Raw genomic sequence first — 16,001 nt, forward strand, 5'->3', positions numbered from 1 at the left:
CCGGGTTCTAGCGGAATTAGCCGCTGGTAATCATGATGATGCCGACGATGAGCGCGACAACACCCAACGCCAGGACGCCGAACTGCAGCAACCTGTTGCGCTGGGCCCGCGCCAGGCCGGCCGTATTGGCGTCCAGGGGGTCCAGTCCATAGGCCGCGCTGGCAGAAATCGGCGGACGCTGTGTTTCTTCAAGCTGTTCGTCGACGGCGGCCGGCCGCTTCCGGGCGTTCCTTGCCACAGCTTCGGCACGGGCGAGAACACCCGAACGGCCACGCGTGCCCTTTCCGTTCGCCGGCGCTTTGCCGGCATCAAGAGTGGGACCCGACGAGGTCACGAGAGGCACGAAAGTGGTACTGGGGCGCTTCATGACCGGACGTTCAATGCCGGGCACCTTGACGAACTCCAGCGGCGTGACCATGGCGAGATTGTTGGCAGTGGAGGGGCCCACTGAGACTCCCGACGACTTCTTCCCCTCGGACACGCCCGCTGCCGGGGCCTTGGCTTCAGCCTGGTTCTGTTCGGCAAGCCTCTGTTTGGCCGCTGCCCGCTTGTTCAGCACTGCAGCTCGTTCGGCGAGGGCAATCTGCTGGGCGAGGACCTCAGGATCGACAGCCAGGGGATCCTGCTCGGCAATGTGCTCAAGCTTGGCGGTTTGATTCTGGACCTGGGCAGCGATCAGTTCACGGACCGCAAGTGCCTGCTCTACAGACATTTCAGATTCGGCAGTACCAGTGTTGGGTGCCGGAACCCCATCGGAACCCTCAGCGGCGGCCTTGGTATCCACGGGATGGCCGGCTGGTTTGTCCGTTGGCTTCCCGCCCGGCATGGGGACGATGGGGTTCGCAGACGTGGCCACTTCTTGCTGGAGTTGCTGCAGTCGAAGCTGGCGACGTGTTGGTGGTCCACCGCCGGAGAGCTGCTCTTCCTTGTCCGCAAGCTCTTTGATGGTGCGCAAAGCTGCGCGGTCGCGGGCGCGGATCTGGGAGGACCGCTGCTGCGCGGTGGTACCCACTGCATCTACGGGAGCATCCGCCGCCCGACGATTCCGGCCAGTTACAGCATTCTCCGCGGCGTCTACTACTTTGTGTGGTGTAGCTTCTGCCTGCGGCTCTTGGTTCTCTTCGCGGGCGCGGCGAAGCTCACGCCTGCTGCGGATGGGTCGCTGTTCCTGGCTGCTCATTCAAAACTCATTCAGTACGTGCTTGGTCGTCTGATCCGGATAATGCGGGGGCCAGCTCCCCTGTCCCTGGCCGCGCAGTCCCGGAGTGCGGGGCGTACAGACCATACTTGGCGATGTACTGCACCACGCCATCGGGCACGAGGTACCAAACGGGGTTCCCGGCACCTACGCGTGTCCGGCAATCCGTTGAGGAGATCGCCATGGCTGGAACTTCCAGGAGGCTGACGTCTTCCCTGCCCATGCCGTCCAGTTCGTGGCCAGGGCGCGTTACACCAACGAAGTGCGCCAAAGACCAGAGTTCGTCAACGTCCTTCCAGGACAGAATCTGGGCCAAGGCGTCAGCGCCAGTGATGAAGAACAAATCAGCGTCGGGTCGCTGGGCCCTTAGATCGCGCAGGGTGTCGATGGTGTAAGTGGGTCCGGGACGGTCAACATCGACCCGGCTCACCGTGAACCTCGGGTTTGAGGCCGTGGCGATCACGGTCATCAAATAACGGTGCTCGGGTTTGCTGACCTGCTTGCTGGACTTCTGCCAAGGTTGGCCAGTAGGCACGAAAACGACTTCGTCGAGATCGAACTTGGCGGCAACCTCACTTGCAGCCACAAGGTGGCCGTGATGGATGGGATCAAAAGTTCCACCCATCACGCCCAGCCGGAGCCTGCGCTCCGACTCCCCGCGCGGAGTTGCGGCGATAATGTTAGTGGCCCTGCTTGTGGGTGTGCTTGTTCGGGTGCTGGCGGTGCGGATCCGAGTGCTCTTCCACAGCCTCGTGACGGTTGCCGAGGTTGGTGTAGGAGAGGGCAACGAACATCAAAACCAGCAGGAGGGCAAACATGCTGACTCCGAAGACCCACGGCTCGGCCCAGAGCGGGGCAGGCGCTTCGTGGCCGCCTTCTGTTTGGGCTGCTATGGACGTGGCGATCTGCTGAAACAGCATCTTCTCCCCTAGTTGGTTCTCAAGGATTTTCGACGGCGGGACTCCCCGCCGTTCCGGACTTCTGTTCTATGTTACCGCGTAGCTAACTGCGGATCTGGCCTTCGCCCTGCACGATCCACTTGGTGGTGGTGAGTTCGGTCAGACCCATGGGCCCACGGGCGTGCAGCTTTTGGGTGGAAATACCCACTTCTGCTCCGAGGCCGAGCTCACCGCCGTCGGTGAAACGCGTGGAGGCGTTGACGATGACGGCAGCCGAGTCGATTTCAGCAATGAATCTCTCGGCGTTGGCCAGGTTGTTCGTCAGGATCGCTTCGGTGTGCCCGGTGGTCCACTTGCGGATGTGATTGACGGCATCATCGAGGTTGTCCACCATGGCAACGGCAAGGTCCAGGTCCATGTACTCGGTGGCCCAATCGTCGTCGTCGGCCGGAACGGTTTCAACGTCCTTGCCCAAAGCGGCAGCAATCCGCTCATCGACGTGGAGGGTGACTCCGGCAGAGCGAAGTGCAGCGGCAACGGCAGGCAGCACGGTGGAGCCCGAGTGTACAAGAAGGGTCTCTACGGTGTTGCAGACGCTGGGACGCTGGGTCTTGGCATTCAAAAGAATGTCAACCGCCATCTCTTCATTGGCCGATTCGTCGATGAAGATATGCACATTGCCTTCACCCGTTTCAATAACAGGCACGGCAGAGTTGGTCACGACAGTCTGGATAAGGTCCCGTCCACCGCGGGGAATCAGGACGTCAACGCGGCCACGGGCACGCATGAGCACGTTGGCGCCCTCGCGGCCGTACTGGTCCACGGTCTGCACAGCATCGGCAGGCAGGCCAACAGAGTCCAGGGCTTCCCGAAGGATCTGCACCAGGGCCTCATTGGTGTTCGCTGCAGCGGAACCACCCCGCAGGATGACGGCATTGCCGCTCTTAAGCGCGAGTCCGGCAATATCCACCGTGACATTGGGGCGGGCTTCATAAATAGCAGCAACGACGCCCATGGGGACGTTGACCTGGCGCAGGCGCAAGCCGTTGGGCAGCGTCTGGCCACGGACCACGTTGCCTACGGGGTCCGGCAGGCCAGCCAGGTTCTCCAAAGCAGCAACCAGCCCATCGATGCGGGCAGGTGTCAGTGTCAGCCGGTCAAGGAGAGCGGCCGATGTGCCGTTGGCACGCCCTGCGGCAACATCCTTGGCGTTTGCTTCCAGCACGTGCTTCCGGCGCTCCTGAAGGGCCGCACCAATAGCGCGCAAGGCGCGGTCCTTCCACGCGCGGTTGGCTTGACCCATACGGCGTGCGGCCTTGCGGGAGCGGTCGGCAATGGCATGGACGGCAGCCTGGACATCTTCCGGCGACAACGGAGCGCCACCTGCCACAGGGTTCTCCGGCGTCTGGCCGGCGGCACCGGAAACGTCGGAAATCACAGGGGCGTCAGGGGTCAGCGCTTCAGTCATGCTCCAAGTTTAGATGAGGGCGCAGCCTAAAGGAGTACGAGGTCGTCAACATGAACAACTTCGCGGTCGTATCCGCGGCCCATTGCCTGGCCGAGTTCCTGGGTGGAGCGTCCAAGCATGCGGGGAAGCTCCTCCGAGGAATAGTTCACCAGGCCGCGGGCAATCACTGTTCCATCCAAAGCCACCATTTCAACGGGGTCGCCGGCTTCGAAGTCCCCGGATACGTCCGATATCCCCGCGGGCAGGAGTGACCTATGCCGGTCGCGCACTGCCTTCACCGCGCCGTCGTCGAGCATCAAGCGCCCGTGAACCGTTGCCAGGTGAGCCAGCCACAGGAGCCGGACGGGCTTGCGGCTGCCGTTGACGGCGAACCACGTTCCTACGTCCTCCCCTGCCAAGGCAGCTGCAGCATTGGGCGTCGAAGTCACTAGCGCGTGGATCCCTGACCCGGCAGCAATGGACGCCGCTTCCACTTTGGTCATCATGCCGCCGGTACCTACACCGGCTTTGCCTGCCTTGCCAATGGTCACGTCCTGGAGGTCCTGCGGACCACGAACCAAGGGGATGCGCTTGGCGCCGTGCGAGGGTGGACCGTCGTACAGGGCATCGACGTCGGAGAGCAGCACGAGTGCGTCGGCGCGCACCAGGTGTGCCACCAGGGCTGCGAGGCGATCGTTGTCCCCAAAACGGATCTCATGGGTTGCCACGGTGTCGTTCTCATTGACGACGGGAACGACACCGAGGTTCAGCAGGCGGTCCAGGGCACGGAAAGCATTGGTGTGTTGCGTCCGGCGCATGAGGTCGTCAGCTGTCAGCAGGACCTGGCTGACCGTGACGCCGTGCGCGCTGAAAGCTTGCGTATAGCGCGCCATCAACAGGCCCTGCCCCACGCTTGCCGCAGCCTGTTGGGTAGCGAGGTCCTTCGGGCGCTTGGCGAGCCCCAGCGGGGCAAGACCTGCCGCGATGGCGCCCGAAGAAACCAGGATGATTTCAGTACCGGCATTTCGCTTGTCAGCCAGCGCATTAACCAGCGAAGTCAGCGATTTCTCGGAAATGCCGCCCTTGATACTGGTCAGCGAGGACGAGCCCACTTTGACAACAATCCTCTTGGCGGTGGCCAGGGCCTGGCGCTCAAGAACCTCTGCGTCCGGAATTTCGACAGTCCTAGTCGTCATCACCGGTATCCAGGTGGCCTTCCGTTACGGGCTGGGCACGACGACGGCTGACGGACTCAGTCCAGATGCCAGCCTTGCGCTCGGCTTCGAGTTCAGCACGGGCGGCAGCCTTCGCTTCCCGGCGCTCAAGCTGTTCATCGCGCTTTTGCGAACGTGTGGGACGGTCGCCGATGTCCGCGACGCGGATATCGGTACCACGGGGAGTCGCCAGGAGCTCGGCGCCTGCCATCATGGTGGGCTCCCAGTCGAAGACCACGCCATCTTCCTCGCCGATGACCACCGTATCGCCGGGCTTCGCTCCAACCTTGAAGAGCTCCGTCTCGACGCCCAGCTTGGCCAGGCGATCGGCCAGGTAGCCAATGGCTTCCTCGTTGGTGAAGTCGGTCTGCTTGACCCAGCGGACAGGCTTCTCGCCCAACACGCGGAACAGCGGCTCGAGGTTCTTTTCCTCGCGGCGGATCCGGAATCCGCTCTCGTTGACGGCGCGCGGACGAAGGATGGGCGGGGCAACCTTGGGAGGGGCAGTCTCTACGGCATCCCGCGCAGCCTTGACGATCTCCGCCATTGCGAAGCCTAGCTGGCGCAGGCCCTCGTGGCTGGTTGCCGAGACTTCGAACACACGGTAGCCGCGTGCTTCGAGGTCCGGACGAACGAACTCCGCCATGTCCTTGCCATCCGGAAGATCCACTTTGTTCAGGACAACAAGCTTGGGACGCTCGTTCAACGGCACTACTTCGCCGTCTACGCCGGCGTAGCTCATGTCCACGGCGTACTTCTCCAGTTCCGCCTCAATGATGGCCAGATCGGAGAGTGGATCACGGTCCGATTCCAGGGTTCCGCAGTCCAGGACGTGAACCAGGGCCGCGCAGCGTTCAACGTGGCGCAGGAAGTTGTGGCCAAGGCCCTTGCCCTCGCTGGCGCCTTCGATCAGGCCGGGCACATCGGCGATGGTGAACCGGATGTCGCCGGCCTGGACGACGCCAAGGTTGGGAATGAGGGTGGTGAAGGGGTAGTCGGCAATCTTTGGCCGGGCAGCGGACATGGCCGCAATGAGGCTGGATTTTCCAGCGGAGGGGAATCCGACCAGCGCGATGTCGGCGATGGACTTCAGTTCCAGGACGATGTCGCTGGATTCGCCTTCAATGCCCAGTAGCGCGAAGCCGGGCGCGCGCCGCTTCTGCGAGGACAGTGAGGCGTTTCCGAGACCGCCCTGGCCACCTGCCGCGGCAACATACTCCGTGCCTTCGCCCACGAGGTCAGCGAGGACCTCGCCGTCCTTCGTCTTCACCACGGTGCCGTCCGGCACGGGGAGGATCAAGGTTTCGCCGTTCTTGCCGCCACGCCAATCACCCATGCCAGGGCCACCGTTGGTGGCGTGGCGGTGGGGGGCGTGGTGGTAGTCAAGCAAGGTGGTGGTCTGCGCCGACACCCTAAGGATGACGTCTCCGCCGTTGCCGCCATTGCCGCCGTCGGGTCCACCGAGAGGCTTGAACTTTTCCCGCTTGACAGAGACACAGCCGTGGCCGCCGGTTCCGCCGGATACGTGCAGGACTACCCGGTCTACAAAGCTCGCCACGTGAATCTCCTCTTGCTGTTGCCAGCGCTGTTGCATAAACCAGAGCGCCATGGGCGCCCTAATCGATTGTAATGCGGTTAAAAGAACGGTGGAGCGGGCCGTTTGGCCCGCTCCACCGGTTCAGAACTTGTTGTTACTCTGCAGCTGCAGCAGCAACGATGTTCACTACGCGACGTCCGCGGCGAGTACCAAACTCAACCGCACCGGCCTCGAGTGCGAACAGGGTGTCGTCGCCACCGCGGCCGACGCCTGCACCGGGGTGGAAGTGGGTTCCGCGCTGGCGAACGATGATCTCGCCTGCGGAAACTACCTGGCCACCGAAACGCTTGACGCCGAGGCGCTGTGCGTTGGAGTCACGACCGTTGCGAGTGGAGCTCGCGCCTTTTTTGTGTGCCATGTGAAATGCCTGCCTCTAAATTTCTGGGGAAACTGAAAATCTGAACAGAGTAACGAAAGTTACTTGATGCTCGTGATCTTGATCTTGGTCAGTTCCTGACGGTGACCCTGGCGCTTCTTGTAGCCGGTCTTGTTCTTGAACTTCTGGATGACGATCTTGGGACCGCGAAGGTCCTCAAGGATCTCAGCCGTGACCTTGACCTTGGCCAGGTCCGCAGCAGCGGACGTGACCTTGTCGCCGTCAACCAGGAGCAAGGCGGGCAGCTCAAGCGTGCTGCCGGCTCCACCGGGGACGCGGTTAAGCGTTACGTAGTCTCCAACGGAAACTTTTTCTTGGCGGCCGCCTGCGCGGACAATCGCGTACACCACTTGGGTACTCACTTCTCTCGACGTTTCTTACTAAATTTGCGTGCGGAACCTTGAACCGGAATCAGGCTTGGTTCGCGCTGTGCCTCAACGCCGTGGACTTCAGATCGAAGCCCGCGAGTCATCCCATGAACAATTCCAAGGGGCATAACCCAAGTGTTGGCGTAAGCACCGAAGATCAAGATTACGCTAGTTTGACCTTCAGCTGCAAATGAGGCCGGGTCCGGAGGCTATCGGGTGACTTGCATCACCAGTTGTAACGGACTCTCCCGGCACCGTGCCCATACAGCCTACAGGGTTTGGGCGGGAATGCTGCGATCTGGCTGGCGACGCGCGGGAGTTTCGTCGATCGGCTATGCAGAAACCACGGAAATCGAACTCAGGCGAAGAGCCTTGGCGCATCAAAGAAGGCCGTCTCGTAGCGGCAAGAGTGTGTAAAGGCCTCAACCATGGCCTCGCGTTCCTGCGCAGAGGCCTTGAGGGCGGCTGCGTCCGTAAGGTCGATCGCTTTGCGGGTTGCGGCAGCAAACTCCTCGTCGGCGTAGGTCTTCAACCAGTCGGCGTACGGGTGGTCGCCGGGTGCGCCTGCATCCACGTAGGCCGCGTGGAGTTGCCGGCCTACCTCCGCGTACAGCCAGTAACAGGGCAGGATTGCTGCGAGCAACACAGCGTAACTGCCGGACGCGGAAGTGGCCAGGAGGTGGTCCACGTACGACTTGGTCACGGGTCCGGTCTGCGTCGGAGCCGGGCGCGTGCTCAGCCAGTTCCGATGAAGCTCGGACTCGACCTCAAGGCAGGTCTGTGACGCCTTGGCCCAGAAGAGCTGCTCTTCCTCAGTGGGGGCAAGGGCACCGGCGCGGGCCAGAACCCGGGAATAGCCGTTGAGGTAGATGGCGTCCTGGGCAAGGTAGTAGTTGAACTCGGGCTCAGAGAGCCTCCCCGACTGCAGGCCCTGGATGAACGCCAGGCCGTAGATTGCGTCCAACTCCGGCGTGGCTTCCGCCCAAAGTCGCGCGGCAAAATCGCCGGACCGGCCAGCAGGATTCCGTGTTGGCTCCAGATGGTGAAAGTGCTGGATCGGCCCGCTGCCCCTGCCCACGTCGAGCCCGTCGGCCGCAGAAAGGGCCTGCAGCAGCCACGGCTTAACCTCCCGCAGTGACGCTTCCCAGTCACCTCTGCGGGCCTGCACCGTGGCCAATGCCGAGGAGAGCGAACAGCCCGTTCCGTGGCTGTTCCGGGTATCCACGCGGGGACCGGCCACCTCGATAACGTCCTGCCGCAGCAAGCCGCTCGTATTGACCAAGGCATCAGGACATTCCGCTCCTGCCAAATGGCCACCCTTCACCAGGACGGTCGTTCCACATTCGGCAGCCAGACGCTTGCCTTGGTCAAGGGCAGTGGCCCAGTCCGGGGCGTCAGGCTCCCCCAGCAACATAGCCAGTTCGGGAAGGTTGGGGGTAACGAGATCCGCCAAAGGCAGGAGGCTGCGAAGCGCGGCTTCGGCGTTCCCACGCAGAAGCCGGTCGCCGCTGGTGGCCACCATCACCGGGTCAAGGACCACGACGGCGGGACGCACGTCTTCGAGCCAGCTGCGGACTTCGTGGATGACGGACGCGTCACCCAACATCCCGATCTTGACGGCATCAATCTCAATATCGCTGCTGATGGCGTCCAGTTGCTGGCGCAGGAACTCCACGGGCGGAACATGGACTGCACTGACTCCAAGGGTGTTCTGTGCCGTGAGCGCCGTGATGGCAGCCATTCCGTAACCACCGTGCGCAGCAATGCTCTTCAGGTCTGCCTGGATCCCTGCGCCTCCGGACGGATCCGAACCGGCAATGCTAAGCACCCGCGGATGTTGCCGGGCAGCCACGGGTCCGCCAACGCTACCGGCGGGGTCAAGGGGGTAGACAGGGGAACTGGACAATGAAGCCATGATGGACATCCCTTCGCCGGTGCTAACCGGACAGGTTCAACGGGTCTGGATCTCAGCCAGGCCCAGCGCCCGGCACCCCGTGTCAGTTTCCTAGCGTAGCCGGGAAGTCCAGCGGTCCGGGAACCGGCCTGCTTGGGTGCATGGATGTGACTGCCGGCGACAAAAGAGTCCCGCAGTATCCGACGACATCGGATATTGCGGGACTCTTTCAACACGTCATCAGTGCTGACGTGCTTACAACTCCGAAGCTGGAACTCCTACGCCGAGGATGATGGGCTCGTCAGCTGCCTTCTTTTTGGCAGGCTCTTCCGCTGCCGGCGCTTTGGCCTCGTGGGCCGTTCCACCCGCGGCTGCGGCAGTTACCTCGTGGTGCTCCACGCTGGTTTCGTTTGCGGCACCCTGTGCCCTGCTCGCGCTACGGTTCCTTCGGCCTCGACTTCCACGCGAACGCGAAGAACGATCGTTCTGACCGTCGGTGGCCGCAGCACTTGCAGCGGAGGTAGTGGCAGCGGAGGCAGCGGAAGTTTCGGAAGCCGTGGCAGGTCCGGAAACCGTATCCACAGTGTTTTCCTCGGCAGCCGGTGCAGCACCGAGGTGCGAGAACGCCTCCGCCAGCAGGTCCAGGCTCATGGCCGGCTTGCCCGCAGACGGTTCCTCATGGTGCTCCACGAATGGAAGCGCCACTTCTTCGCCGCCGAAGCGCAAAACGGGCGTGGACCGTGCCTCCCGAACCGCTGCTTCATGGCTGGCGGCATCAGCTGCGGCCGCTCCCCCGGCATCGCCGGTTGCCGTATCAGACACGGATTCAGCCGTGTCGTGATGCTGACCGGCTGCGCGTGCCAGTTCCTCCGCGCGGTGAACTTCGTCGTCGTGCAAGTGCGCGGCATGCGCTGCAGCGGCGATGGTGGCAAGAGCCGCCCTGGTCGCCTCGGCCTTCGCCTGGCGAACGGGGTCAACCGACTCCTTGCCACTTGGCGCAGCTACCGGGGCGGCAGCGGTGCTGTGGGTGGAGACTGGTTCCTCGGCTACCGCTCCCCCACCTTTCCCACGGCGACGCTTGCGTTCATTCCGGGCAGCAGGCTGCTGCGGTTCTGTGTGTGGACGGTGGTGCTCGGCGGCAACTACGTTGGCGCGTCGGTGTTCCACGGGCTCATCATGGGTGACGACGCCGCGTCCGGCGCAGTGCTCGCACTGCTCACCGAACACTTCAAGCAGGCCTGTGCCCATGCGCTTGCGTGTCATCTGCACCAGGCCAAGCGACGTCACCTCAGCCACTTGATGCTTGGTGCGGTCACGGCCCAGGCATTCCACCAATCGGCGGAGTACCAGGTCACGGTTGGATTCAAGGACCATGTCGATGAAGTCGATGACAATGATGCCGCCGATATCGCGCAGGCGCAGCTGGCGAACTACTTCCTCGGCCGCTTCAAGGTTGTTCTTGGTGACGGTTTCTTCAAGGTTTCCACCGCTGCCGGTGAACTTACCTGTGTTGACGTCCACGACGGTCATGGCCTCGGTGCGGTCGATGACAAGCGAACCGCCGGACGGCAGGAAGACCTTACGCTCCAGGGCCTTGTGGATCTGTTCGTCGATCCGCCAGGCCGCAAAAATGTCCTGGTCCTTGGTCCACTTTTCAAGGCGGCCCACCAAATCGGGAGCAACATAGGTGACGTAAGCCTCAATGGTGTCCCACGCGTCGTCGCCGGACACAATCAGCTTGGAGAAGTCCTCGTTGAAGACATCCCGGACCACCTTGATAGTGAGGTCAGGTTCGCCGTAGAGCAGTTCGGGTGCCAGCACCTTGGTGGAGGACGCCTGGCCTTCAATGCCTTCCCACTGGGCGCGCAAACGGTTGATGTCGTGCGTCAGTTCTTCCTCGGAGGCACCTTCAGCGGCTGTGCGCACGATGACGCCGGCGTTCTCAGGCAAACGATCCTTGAGGATGCGCTTGAGGCGGTTGCGTTCGACGTCGGGCAGTTTGCGCGAGATGCCGGTCATGGAACCGCCAGGCACGTACACAAGGTAGCGGCCCGGAAGGGAAATCTGGCTTGTGAGGCGCGCGCCCTTGTGGCCAACAGGATCCTTGGTCACCTGCACCAGGACAGAATCACCGGACTTGAGGGCATTCTCGATCCGGCGCGGCTGTCCCTCGAGATTGACGGCGTCCCAATTGACTTCGCCGGCGTAAAGAACGGCGTTGCGCCCGCGTCCGATGTCCACGAAGGCAGCTTCCATGGACGGCAGAACATTCTGGACCTTGCCCAGGTACACGTTGCCGATCAGCGAATCCTGCTGGGTCTTGGACACAAAGTGCTCGGCCAACACGCCGTCTTCAAGGACCGCAATCTGGATTCTATCGTCGCGCTGGCGGACGATCATCTGGCGATCCACGGACTCACGGCGGGCAAGGAACTCAGCCTCTGTGATCACCTGGCGGCGGCGTCCGGTCTCGCGGGACTCGCGGCGGCGCTGCTTCTTGGCCTCTAGCCTGGTGGAACCCTTAACACTGGTAACCCGGTTTGACGGGGCCGTCTCAGTGATCGGGCGGGGCGCGCGGACACGGGTCACCGTGTTGGGCGGGTCATCGTCCGAGCCGCCAGTCAGTTCAAGGTCCTGATCACCCCGGCGGCGACGCCGACGACGACGCGACGTGACGCCCTCTTCGAGCGTTTCCGCTACCGGAGCATCTTCTTCATCCTCAGCCTCAGCGCCGTCCTCGGAATCGGTCTCATCGCGTTCAGTCCCGCGGCGGCCACGCCGGCCACGGCTACGGCGACGACGACGGCTGCTGGAATCCTCCAGCTCGTCAGTTGACCCGGCTTCCGGAGTTTCTGCTTCAGACTCTTCGGCCTTTTCTTCTACGGCGTGGCGGGCAACGGTGCTCAGATCAGGGGCCTGGAAGATCATCGACGTAATGGAGACAGGTTCCAGGAACAACGACGTTGAACCGGGGGCGGACTCCTCGGCAGCTTCGGCCTCTTCCTCGGCGGGAACGTCGCCCTCCACGGGAAGGTCGCCCTGGGTAGCCGGCGCAGGCTGGGACCCCGCATCCGGCGTCGTGATTTCTTCAACGGCTTCCACGGCGGAAGACGCTTCGGGGGCTGGCGCCTCCGCGCTGACCGTTGCCTCAACGTCCTTGGGCTTGGTAGTCCGACGACGGCGGACCGGCTTTTCGGGGGCAGGTTCGGCATCGGTTTCCGGCTGGGACGCTACTCCGGCCTGATCATCAAAACCCGGGAGGGGCTCGGCAGGCACCGTTGTCTTGCGCGCACGGGTACGGCGCGCCGGCGCCTTCACAGCCGCTTCGGTCGGTTCAGTGCCGGTGGCTTGTTCAGTACCGGTGGCTTCCTCAGCGCTGGCTGTTTCCACTGCTTTGGGCGCAGCCTTGCGCCGTGTCCGGGTGGTCTTTTTGGGCGCTTCCGCAGTTTCCGCGGGAGCTGCCTCTTCATTAACGGCTACAACCTGGTCATTATCCATATGTGGCAACACTCCTGCCCCAGCGACGCCGCCACATCCGGCGCCCAGTGGGGCAAATATTTGTCAAAACCCTCAGGCGTTGACAGAAGTCGGTAGTATTCCTTCCGGTTCGCACCATCATTGGGGTGCGGCAGCCCTGGAAGGCCGGTAGCTTTGCTCTGAAACCCGTTGTTCTGCTGCCACAACCAGGTGCCGTCCATTGTCATGGCGGGCTTACCGAGGATCACGTGATCCGGGCAGGCCCTGCTCATACTGGCGGTCTTGGGAACAAGTCACCGGACCGGATTCCGAATGTGGATCGGCTTCCAGCCATGTTCATTCTCTCACACCCCCGCACATTCGAAGGGTAGGGGGCTGTGTCGCACAGTGTGGAAAGTGCTGGTGCTGGCTGGAGGCTGCATCCAGTCTCCGGCGTTACAATCCTGACAAGAACCGTTCCCGGCCCGGCCGGGTCACTTGTTGAAAAGGATTGCGTCCGCGATGCCAAGCACCGCCAGGGAAAACCTGGCCAACCAAGCCTCCACCCCCATGGAGGATACGTCCACCAAGGCAGGTTTGCTGCCTAAAGCAGTCCGCGACAAGCCGTTCGCCTGGCTCCTGCTGATCACCGGCGTCATCGGCTGGCTGGCTTCCGGGGCGTTGGTCCTTGAGAAGCTGGAAGTACTCAAAGACCCCAACCACATCACGCTCTGCGATGTGAATCCCTGGGTTTCCTGTGGCGCGGTGATGCAAACACCGCAAAGTTCGGTCTTCGGGTTCCCCAACATGTTCATCGGCATCGTCGCCTTTGCGGTGATCATCACCACTGCCATGGGCCTCCTGGCCGGGGCGAAGTATTCACGCGCGTACTGGCTGGGCTTGCAGGCCGGCGTAACCCTGGGGTTCGCCTTTGTGGTGTGGCTGTGGTCGCAGGCCCTGTACGTCATCAACGTGCTGTGCCCGTTCTGCATGGTGGTGTGGGCCGTGATGATCCCGATGTTCGTATGGGTGACCATCCGCAATATCTCCCATGGCGTCATCAAGGCCCCACCGGCACTGGCCAAGGTTTTGGGTGACTCCGGCTGGATCATCGTGGCGTTGCTTTATGTGGCCGTCATTGCCACGATCTTCTTCGCCTTCATCCACGTCTTCGCAGGCACGTCGGGTTACTAAACTCTTCGCGAAATGACACTTAAGGCCAATGTTCGTGATGAACATTGGCCTTAAGTGTCACTTCGGCGAGGGGTACCTAGCCGGCGAACCAAATCTTGATCTCACGCTCGGCGGAGTCAACGGAGTCCGAGCCGTGAACCAGGTTCTGCTGGACTGTCAGGCCCCAGTCACGGCCGAAGTCGCCCCGGATGGTGCCCGGAGCAGCGGTGGTGGGGTCCGTGGTTCCTGCCAGGGAGCGGAAGCCTTCGATGACGCGGTGGCCTTCAAAGACAGCTGCGATGACCGGGCCGCTGAGCATGAACTCAACCAGGGGCTCGTAGAACGGCTTGCCCACGTGTTCCTCGTAGTGCTGCTCCAGCAGTTCGCGGGTCGCGTTGACCTTCTTCAGCTCGGCCAAGGCGTAACCCTTGGCTTCGATCCGGGCGAGGATGCTTCCGCTGAGGTTGCGGGCCACGCCGTCGGGCTTGATCAGGACAAGGGTCCGTTCAATGCTCACAGTTGCTCCAATGTGGTTGGTGGGTGGGTTTCCCAGCCAGTTTACGGGGTTTTACGAACCAGCCTCGTCACGGTGCGTGGCGTCCCATTCGGCCTGCTCCCGGTCGCGTTGTGCCACTTCACGGTCGATCCTCATCCCCGTCCGGATTCCGTACCACCAGCAGATGGCGAAGAGGACGCCAACGATGAACATCATGGGCTCTGCAATCCCCGTTAGGATCAGGAGGAGCTGCAGCCCCCAGCCAAGGCCGATTCCCCAGGGCTTGGACAACACCGCACATGTGAGGACAAGCACTACGCTCAGCGCGATTCCCACACCCAGGATGATTCCAGGAGCAACTTCCCCGCGCCTTAGCCCGAAAACCACCAAGGTGCCGAAGAAGGCCACAAAGGCTTCAAGCAGCAGCACCGTGGAAGCGAACATTACCTTGGTGGATCGACGCTTCCTGGGCATGCCCGGCCGCCATTCACGCTGGGCCTTGGTCAGCCTTGCCACTGTCAGGCACCTTCCTTTCCAAGCAGGATGCGTGCCTCAGCCACCAGGGTGATGGAGCCGGTGACCAGCACGCCGCCGGCAAGGTCATCGTTGGACTCGGCCCGTTCAACGGCCCACTCCAGTGCGTCATCGAGCTTCTCAGCGATGTGGACGTTGTCCTCGCCAAAGCCAAGATCGACGGCGAGTTCGGCCAGTTCCGCTGCAGGGACAGCCCTGAGTGAGTTGGACTGGGTGAAGCAGAATTCATCGGCAAGATCGCCAAGTTGTTCCTTGAGTGTCTTCAGGATCTCCTCAGCGTCCTTCTCCCGCAAGACTCCAACGACGACCACCAGCTTGCTGAAGCTGAAGGCCTCGTGGATTGCCTCGGCAGAAACACGGATCCCTTCCGGGTTGTGGGCAGCATCCACCACGATCGTGGGGGCGGTCCGCACCACTTCCAGTCGGCCAGGTGACGTCACATTGCCGAAGGCTTCCTTCAGGACGTCGATGTCCAGCTCTTTTTCTCCTCCACCGAAGAAGGCTTCCAATGCAGCAACCGCCACGGCGGCGTTCTCTGCCTGATGGGCACCATGCAAGGGAAGAAGGAGGTCTTCGTAGCGGCCTGCGAGGCCTTGGACAGTAAGGACCTGGCCACCCACGGCGACGCTGCGCGACTCGACGCCGAACTCGACGCCTTCAAAGCGGAACGGTACGTCTACTTCCCGGGCCTTTTCCAAGAGCACCTGCGCCGCATCCACGGGCTGGGCGGCGCTTACCAGGAAGCCGCCCGGCTTGATGATGCCGGCTTTCTCGTAGGCGATGTCCTCGGTCGTATCGCCCAGCAGGTCCGTGTGGTCCAGGGAAATCGGCGTGATGACGGAAACCTGGCCGTCTCCGACATTGGTGGCGTCAGTGATGCCGCCCAGTCCCACCTCAAAGACCGCCACATCCACGGGCTGGTCGGCGAAGATGGCGAACCCGAGGATCGTGACGCATTCGAAGTACGTCAGCCGCGGCTGGTTGTCGGCAAGGAGCTCGTTGTCAACGATTTCCAGGTACGGACGGATTTCATCCCAGATCCGAACAAATGTCGCATCCGATACCGGCTCACCATCTATGCTGATGCGCTCGGTGACCTTGGAAAGGTGCGGGCTGGTGTAACGGCCTGTGCTGAGGCCGTGGGCACGGAGCCCGGCCTCGATCATCCGCGCAGTGGACGTCTTACCGTTGGTACCCGTGATGTGGATGATCGGGAAAGCCTTGTTGGGCTCACCCAGCACGTCCATGGCCCGGAAGAGCGGAGCCAACCGCGGTTCCATTTTGTTCTCCGGCGCGCGGCCCAGGAGTTCGGCGTAGACGCTCTCTACCGAGAATTCGTCAGTCATTGG

The 16,001-nt window shown here is 62.4% G+C and carries 14 protein-coding genes and 1 riboswitch; of the genes, 1 reads left to right on the forward strand and 13 read right to left on the reverse strand.

Annotated elements, in window-relative coordinates; genetic code table 11:
• Nucleotides 1–16: 16 nt before the first annotated feature.
• The 10 genes from AC6I99_RS12995 to AC6I99_RS13040 form a co-directional block, all read right to left on the reverse strand.
• The gene (locus tag AC6I99_RS12995; RefSeq protein WP_497961085.1) at nt 17–1,180 is read right to left on the reverse strand and encodes a hypothetical protein; all 1,164 of its coding nucleotides are present in this window, start codon (nt 1,178–1,180) and stop codon (nt 17–19) included.
• Between the two features lie 7 nt (nt 1,181–1,187).
• Nucleotides 1,188–1,874, reverse strand: coding sequence for a nicotinate-nucleotide adenylyltransferase (gene nadD, locus AC6I99_RS13000; RefSeq protein ID WP_224091037.1), 687 nt, complete (start codon nt 1,872–1,874; stop codon nt 1,188–1,190).
• Nucleotides 1,875–1,878: 4 nt separating this feature from the next.
• Nucleotides 1,879–2,118, reverse strand: a complete 240-nt coding sequence (locus tag AC6I99_RS13005; RefSeq protein WP_224090660.1) for a hypothetical protein — start codon at nt 2,116–2,118, stop codon at nt 1,879–1,881.
• Nucleotides 2,119–2,200: 82 nt separating this feature from the next.
• A complete protein-coding gene (locus AC6I99_RS13010) occupies nt 2,201–3,565 on the reverse strand; it encodes a glutamate-5-semialdehyde dehydrogenase (protein WP_309929835.1) in 1,365 nt (454 codons plus the stop codon).
• Nucleotides 3,566–3,591: 26 nt separating this feature from the next.
• Nucleotides 3,592–4,740 (reverse strand): glutamate 5-kinase, encoded by a 1,149-nt coding sequence (proB, locus tag AC6I99_RS13015; RefSeq protein WP_497961086.1) that lies wholly within the window; start codon nt 4,738–4,740, stop codon nt 3,592–3,594.
• Nucleotides 4,730–6,316 (reverse strand): GTPase ObgE, encoded by a 1,587-nt coding sequence (gene obgE, locus AC6I99_RS13020; RefSeq protein ID WP_309929838.1) that lies wholly within the window; start codon nt 6,314–6,316, stop codon nt 4,730–4,732. Before obgE ends, proB begins: the two co-directional genes overlap by 11 nt.
• Before the next feature lie 133 nt (nt 6,317–6,449).
• A complete protein-coding gene (gene rpmA / locus AC6I99_RS13025; protein WP_021470683.1) occupies nt 6,450–6,713 on the reverse strand; it encodes a 50S ribosomal protein L27 in 264 nt (87 codons plus the stop codon).
• Between the two features lie 59 nt (nt 6,714–6,772).
• Nucleotides 6,773–7,081 carry a 50S ribosomal protein L21 gene (gene rplU / locus AC6I99_RS13030; protein WP_207616561.1) on the reverse strand — a complete coding sequence of 103 codons (309 nt, stop codon included), beginning with the start codon at nt 7,079–7,081 and terminating at the stop codon, nt 6,773–6,775.
• A gap of 376 nt (nt 7,082–7,457) precedes the next feature.
• A complete protein-coding gene (locus AC6I99_RS13035; protein ID WP_497961087.1) occupies nt 7,458–9,014 on the reverse strand; it encodes a bifunctional hydroxymethylpyrimidine kinase/phosphomethylpyrimidine kinase in 1,557 nt (518 codons plus the stop codon).
• A riboswitch (TPP riboswitch) is annotated at nt 9,006–9,104 on the reverse strand. It overlaps the preceding gene by 9 nt.
• Before the next feature lie 144 nt (nt 9,105–9,248).
• Nucleotides 9,249–12,491: an Rne/Rng family ribonuclease gene (locus AC6I99_RS13040; protein ID WP_497961088.1), complete on the reverse strand. Its 3,243-nt coding sequence runs from the start codon at nt 12,489–12,491 to the stop codon at nt 9,249–9,251.
• 528 nt (nt 12,492–13,019) lie between these two features.
• On the opposite strand from AC6I99_RS13040, the gene AC6I99_RS13045 reads away from it, so the two are divergent.
• Complete coding sequence (locus tag AC6I99_RS13045; RefSeq protein WP_497961965.1) at nt 13,020–13,643, forward strand: vitamin K epoxide reductase family protein; 624 nt, start codon at nt 13,020–13,022, stop codon at nt 13,641–13,643.
• Between the two features lie 76 nt (nt 13,644–13,719).
• Here AC6I99_RS13045 and ndk read toward each other — a convergent pair whose 3' ends face one another.
• The 3 genes from ndk to AC6I99_RS13060 are packed head-to-tail and all read right to left on the reverse strand — an operon-like array spanning nt 13,720 to nt 15,998.
• On the reverse strand, nt 13,720–14,139 hold the full coding sequence (gene ndk / locus AC6I99_RS13050; RefSeq protein ID WP_497961089.1) for a nucleoside-diphosphate kinase: 420 nt from the start codon (nt 14,137–14,139) through the stop codon (nt 13,720–13,722).
• Between the two features lie 51 nt (nt 14,140–14,190).
• Nucleotides 14,191–14,634 carry a DUF4233 domain-containing protein gene (locus tag AC6I99_RS13055; RefSeq protein WP_224090684.1) on the reverse strand — a complete coding sequence of 148 codons (444 nt, stop codon included), beginning with the start codon at nt 14,632–14,634 and terminating at the stop codon, nt 14,191–14,193.
• Nucleotides 14,635–14,636: 2 nt separating this feature from the next.
• A complete protein-coding gene (locus AC6I99_RS13060; RefSeq protein ID WP_224090686.1) occupies nt 14,637–15,998 on the reverse strand; it encodes a bifunctional folylpolyglutamate synthase/dihydrofolate synthase in 1,362 nt (453 codons plus the stop codon).
• Between the last annotated feature and the right edge of the window lie 3 nt (nt 15,999–16,001).

The organism is Arthrobacter sp. TmtSoilC77 (genome assembly GCF_059739415.1).

Bases quoted from the DNA above. Each gene is read 5' to 3' on its own strand.
- AC6I99_RS12995 (WP_497961085.1), bottom strand. From the start codon at position 1,180: ATGAGCAGCCAGGAACAGCGACCCATCCGCAGCAGGCGTGAGCTTCGC.
- AC6I99_RS13005 (WP_224090660.1), bottom strand. From the start codon at position 2,118: ATGCTGTTTCAGCAGATCGCCACGTCCATAGCAGCCCAAACAGAAGGC.
- AC6I99_RS13010 (WP_309929835.1), bottom strand. From the start codon at position 3,565: ATGACTGAAGCGCTGACCCCTGACGCCCCTGTGATTTCCGACGTTTCC.
- proB (WP_497961086.1), bottom strand. From the start codon at position 4,740: ATGACGACTAGGACTGTCGAAATTCCGGACGCAGAGGTTCTTGAGCGC.
- rpmA (WP_021470683.1), bottom strand. From the start codon at position 6,713: ATGGCACACAAAAAAGGCGCGAGCTCCACTCGCAACGGTCGTGACTCC.
- AC6I99_RS13035 (WP_497961087.1), bottom strand. From the start codon at position 9,014: ATGGCTTCATTGTCCAGTTCCCCTGTCTACCCCCTTGACCCCGCCGGT.
- AC6I99_RS13040 (WP_497961088.1), bottom strand. From the start codon at position 12,491: ATGGATAATGACCAGGTTGTAGCCGTTAATGAAGAGGCAGCTCCCGCG.
- AC6I99_RS13045 (WP_497961965.1), top strand. From the start codon at position 13,020: ATGGAGGATACGTCCACCAAGGCAGGTTTGCTGCCTAAAGCAGTCCGC.
- AC6I99_RS13060 (WP_224090686.1), bottom strand. From the start codon at position 15,998: ATGACTGACGAATTCTCGGTAGAGAGCGTCTACGCCGAACTCCTGGGC.